This window comes from Enhygromyxa salina (assembly GCF_002994615.1).
Taxonomy (GTDB): domain Bacteria; phylum Myxococcota_A; class Polyangia; order Nannocystales; family Nannocystaceae; genus Plesiocystis; species Plesiocystis salina_A.
Map to the genome: position 1 here is coordinate 1 of NZ_PVNK01000236.1, position 5257 is coordinate 5257.

Annotated in this window: 4 protein-coding genes; 3 read left to right on the forward strand and 1 reads right to left on the reverse strand. The window is 65.5% G+C overall.

What is annotated here, in order from left to right; translation table 11 throughout:
* Positions 1–38 precede the first annotated feature (38 nt).
* The gene (locus tag ENSA5_RS27290; RefSeq protein WP_146156173.1) at positions 39–4112 is read left to right on the forward strand and encodes an RHS repeat-associated core domain-containing protein; all 4074 of its coding nucleotides are present in this window, start codon (positions 39–41) and stop codon (positions 4110–4112) included.
* 3 nt (positions 4113–4115) lie between these two features.
* The gene (locus ENSA5_RS36445) at positions 4116–4397 is read left to right on the forward strand and encodes a hypothetical protein (protein WP_146156174.1); all 282 of its coding nucleotides are present in this window, start codon (positions 4116–4118) and stop codon (positions 4395–4397) included.
* Between the two features lie 158 nt (positions 4398–4555).
* Here ENSA5_RS36445 and ENSA5_RS27295 read toward each other — a convergent pair whose 3' ends face one another.
* Positions 4556–4849, reverse strand: coding sequence for a hypothetical protein (locus tag ENSA5_RS27295; RefSeq protein WP_106394624.1), 294 nt, complete (start codon positions 4847–4849; stop codon positions 4556–4558).
* Between the two features lie 38 nt (positions 4850–4887).
* Here ENSA5_RS27295 and ENSA5_RS27300 point away from each other — a divergent pair.
* Positions 4888–5257, forward strand: a 370-nt coding sequence (locus ENSA5_RS27300; protein ID WP_219906874.1) for a Tc toxin subunit A-related protein, incomplete at its 3' end; no start/stop codon positions are given.

Here is a 5257-nt window from a genome sequence, read left to right on the forward strand (position 1 = left end):
ACCTCGCCGATGACCTGTCGGCGCCGCTGGCTCACGGCGTGGTCCAGAGCAAGGCGCTGGTCTACGACACCGACGCGATGGCGATGACGGAGACGCAGCGGCAGGCGGTGTTCGGTGCGCTGACGGGCGCGCCGACGAACGCCGAGCTCGAGGACGAGGGCAAGTACGTGCTCGCTGACAATGCGTGGTGGGTGCGGACGGGCCACCCGAGCTACGACGCGAGCAAGTTCTACGCCGTGACCTCGGTCGAAGACCCGTACGGCAAGGTCTACTCGACGACCTACGATGCGCACGCGCTGCTGACCGCGAGCAGCAGCGACCCGCTCGGCAACACCGTGAGCGCGGAGCACGACTACCGACTGCTGGCGCCGTGGCAGCAGACGGACGCAAACGGCAACCGCAGTCAGGTTGCGTTCGACGTGCTCGGCTTCGTTGAGCGCAGCGCGGTGATGGGCAAGGTTGGCGACGCTGACGGCGATACGCTGGAGGAGCCGACGAGCACCTTCGAGTACGACCTGTTCGCCTGGAAAAACACTGGCAAGCCCAACTGGGCGAAGACTCGCGTTCGCGAGACCCACCAGGACGTGAACACGCGCTGGCTCGAGCAGCGCAGCTATTTTTCTGGTGGCGGCGGGACCGTGATGGTCAAGGCGCAGGCCCGGCCCGGTCTCGCGCCCGAGCGCGACGTCGACGGTGAGCTGGTGTTCGTCGACGGCGAGCTGCAGTACGCGGAGACGAGCCCGAGCCTGCGCTGGGTGGGCAACGGCCGCGTTGTCCTCGACAACAAGGGCAACGTCATCAAGGCCTACGAGCCGTACTTTTCCAGCACGCCCGACTACGAAGACGAGGCCGAGCTCGTCGAGCAGGGGGTGACCGCGCTCAACCACTATGACCCGCTCGGCCGGCTCGTCCGCACCGACCTGCCCAACGGCAGCTTCTCCCGAGTCGACTTCACCCCCTGGAAGCAGACCAGCTGGGACCCCAACGACACCGTGCTCGACAGCGACTGGTACGCCGAGCGCATCGGCTACGGCGGCAACGACGTCGCCTTGCTCGCGGAGAAGCGCGCCGCCGTCCTCGCGGCGAGGCACGCCGGGACCCCGAGCGTCGTTCAGCTCGACACCCTCGGTCGTCCGTTTCTGTCCGTCGCGCACAACAAGGACGCGGAGGGCGGCGACGAATTGTTTGCGACCAGGTCCGTGCTCGACATCGGGGGCAACGTGCTCGAGGTCATCGACGCGCGGGGCAACTCGGCCGAGACGCGGACGTACGGCATGCTCGGACAGTCCCTCTTCGTCGGCAGCGTCGACGCGGGCGACCGCCGAACTTTGCTCACCGCCCTCGGTCAGCACATGCGCAGCTGGGACAGCCGGGACCAGCGCTGTTCGTACACCTACGACACCCTGCGCCGCCCCGTGGACCGGACCGTCAGCGTCGGCGGCGGCCCGGAAAAGCTGCTCGGCCGCGTCGTCTACGGCGACCTGCTCGCTGACCCCGCCACCACCAATCACGTCGGTCGCGTCTACCGTGTCTACGACGGCGCGGGCGCTGCCACCACCGTCGCGTTCGACTTCGAGGGCCACCCGAGCTCCGAGCAGCGCCAACTCGTGGCGAGCAAGACCACCGGACCCGACTGGAGTGCGCTGCTCGGAGAAAGTACAGTCGCCGCGATGGCCACCGCCGCCGCGCCGCTGCTCGACCCCGAGACCTTCTCGGCCAGCACCGAGCGCGACGCCCTCGGCCGCGTGCTCCGGGCGATCTCGCCGGACAACTCCGAGGTCGCGTACACCTACGACGAAGGCGGGGCCCTCCAGAAGGTCGAGCTCCACCACCGCGGCAGCCCCAACGCCGAGACCGTCGTCGGCGATATCACCTACAACGCTCGCAGCCAGCGCGAGGCGATCGTCTACGGCCCCGCCAACACGCCAACCACGACGACCTCCTACACCTACGACCCGCAGACCTACCGCCTGACCCGCCTGTCGACGATCCGCGGCTCCGACCAAAAAGCCCTGCAGGGCCTCCACTACCACTACGACCCAACCGGCAACATCACCGACATCCGCGACACCGCGCAACAAACGGTCTATTTCAACAACGCCGTCGTCGAGGCCGCGAACTCCTACGAGTACGACGCGCTCTACCGCCTCATCGAAGCCACCGGCCGCGAGCACGCCACCCAAGGCACCACGCAGCGCACCCACGGCCAGCTCCCCGTCGGCCCGCAGCCGATGACCAGCGACCCGTCCGCGATGCGGAGGTACACGCAGCGCTACACCTACGACGGCGTCGGCAACATCCTGAAGATGCAGCACATCCCCGCCTCGGGGACCGGCTGGACACGACACTACGAGTACGCCCAAGACGGCAACCGCTTGCTCGCCACCTCGGCCCCCGGCGACGTCGCAAACGGCCCGTACTCGCACACCTACGGCTACGACGCCCACGGCAGCATGACGACCATGCCGCACCTCGCGGCCATGGACTGGGACCACGACGACCAACTGCAGCACGCCACCACAGGCACCCAGGAGGTCTACTTCCAGTACGCGGGGGGCATCCGAAGCAGGAAGTATGCCGAGAGCTCAGAAAACACGACGGAGGAGCGCATCTACCTCGGGTCCTTCGAGATCTACCGCAAGCGCGTCAACGGGGCGGTCGACCTCGAGCGCGAGTCACTGCACGTCAGCGATGGCAGCGGTCGGATCTGTCTCGTCGAGACGAAGACGGTCGGCGACGGAACTCCGATCGGCGGGCCGACGGGGATCTGGCGCCACCAACTCGGCAACCACCTCGGCTCAGCGGCCACGGAGGTCACACAGACAGGCGCGATCATCTCGTACGAGGAGTACCACCCCTACGGCACGAGTGCGTATCGGGCCGTGGACTCGAGCATCGAGGTCTCAGCGAAGCGGTACCGCTACACGGGGATGGAGCGCGACGAGGAGACGGGGCTCGCGTATCACAAGGCGAGGTTCTACGCACCATGGCTAGCGAGGTGGACCGCGGCAGATCCCATTGGGATAGTCGCCGGAACGAATCGATACCGATACGTCAATTCGAACCCGATTGCCGCTGTCGATAGGAACGGTGAGTCGCCCGGGGATGCCGATCCCTTCGCCCGCTGGGATGAACCAGAGGAGATGTTCTGGGTCGAGACGGAGGACTACACGGGACTGGCGCCCGGACAAGATCTCGAGTCTGCGACGCGTGCGGTCGAGGAGCGCAGCGCAGCAGCGCGCGACGCTCGCGTCGAGGCTGCCAAGGCTACCGCTGCAAAGCGGGCCGAAGCGCGGGCGGCCTCCGAGGGAGTCCGGAAGAACAAAGAGTTCCTCGCGCGCAAGAGTACCCAGAACGTCAAGTCGATGAGGCGTGCTGCCGCCGAGCATCGGGAGGACAACCGAGACGCTTTGCAGCTCGGACTTGACGGTGCATCGGTCGTGGCGTCCGCAACTGTCGTTGGAGAACCGGTGGCGATCGCCTTGGACGGCATCAATGCCCTCATCTCGCTGGGCCGCCGAGACTATGTAGGCGCCGGCATCGCGGCAGGCGCGATGGTTCCAGGCATTGGATTGGCGGGGAACGCAGGGTTCGCTGCGCGGTTCGGCGACGAGACGATCGAGGTAACTGGTGACGTGAGTAGGCAAGTTGAGGGGCTGGCACCAGCGCCAACTCCCTCGAACGCCATGGCCGACATTGGGCCTGCCTCCTCCTCCACGAAGGGGGGATCCGGGAGCACTGAGCCATTCGCCTTCGTAGACCCGAAGAACCCGGCAAAGGGGATCCTCGCGGAGTTGGATGATGCAGGGGTGCTTTCGACGATGATCGAAGCAGGTGACGGAGCCTCAGTTCGGGGGACGGAGATGTTCGCGCGAGCGATGCTGCACTTCGGCGACAACGTGAAGGCGGTCAAGGGGATCTGGCGGTATGGTGACAATCTCGGCGAAGTGAATCGCCTTGTTGCGGGGGGAATGAGGCTGGAGGACGCAGTGAGCAAGACCTGGACTGCGCATCGCGCTGCCGAGTACGGCTTCAAGAACGCCAGGGTCGTCGAAGCGATACCCGGAGAATCGGGTGCCTATCGGGCAATTACAGTGATTTTTGAGAGGTAACTGATGCAAGTCAACAAGTCTATTCAGGCGGAACTGAAGCTGCAAGCAAAGAAAGGCGCACGGGTTGCAGACCTAGTTCGCATTATCCGGTGCCGAGCTGGGGTTGAGAAACCGGGCGAGGGCCGGCTGTTGGTTTCGGCGTACCTGACCAAAACCTTCGGTATACCTCTGGACCGCGCTGCCGAGGTGTCTGGGTGGGTTGGCTTTGGGGACGGTGATGGTGAGACGACGGATGACGAATTAGATGAGCTTCTGGGCCGCTACCTTCGGTCATCATCATCATGATGCTCGCGGCGCTGGAGGATTCGGACGGGGAGTCACTGTCGTCGGCCGGTCCGGCCGAGTCCGAGTTGGCGCTCCGCGCACGTTCGAGTCACAACCTCGCGCCAATTTTCGGCCACCGAAGCCCAAGAACCCAGGCGATCCTCCGCTCGACCCGCGGCTCAACCCCGCCGAACCAATACACGACAGCGGGATGACTCATGCGACCCCGCCGTCACTCGATTATCCTTGACCAGCCCGGCCTTGACGGAGTTGGTGAGCGTGGAGACGAGATCCATCAGCGACTCGTCGTCACTCGATCGACCGGTATCGTAGGGCGCGTCGCCGCTCCACACGCTGTCGAATCGGCCCAGTCGGGCGTTGCGGGCACGGGCCACCACACTGTGGAGTTGTTGCTTGAACGGGATCAGGTTGGCATCGGGGTCGGTCACGTCCGTGTAGTGGTGGTCAGACATCCACAGGCTGGTGTGGACTTGTCAACCTCGCGCATGCGATGAGCGCGAGTGCGACGGTGCTGTCGATGGTGGCCGCCGAGTACTCGTACCACGCCAATCAAGCCTCGATCACCGCAGGCTACAACCGCCGTCAGCAAGACTGGGATCTCCAGGTCTCGCAGGCGCTGAAGGAGATCGCGCGATTCAAGCGCGACATCGTCGCCGCCGAGATCCGCCTCGACATCGCGACCCGCGAGCTCGACAACCACGACACCCAAGCCCAGCACTCGCGCGAGCTCGATCGCTACATGCGCGGCAAGTTCACCAACTGCGAGCTCTACGACTGGATGGTCGGCCAGCTCTCGACCCTCTACTTCCAGACCTACCAGCTCGCGTTCGACCTCGCCAAGCGAGCTGAGCGGGCCTATC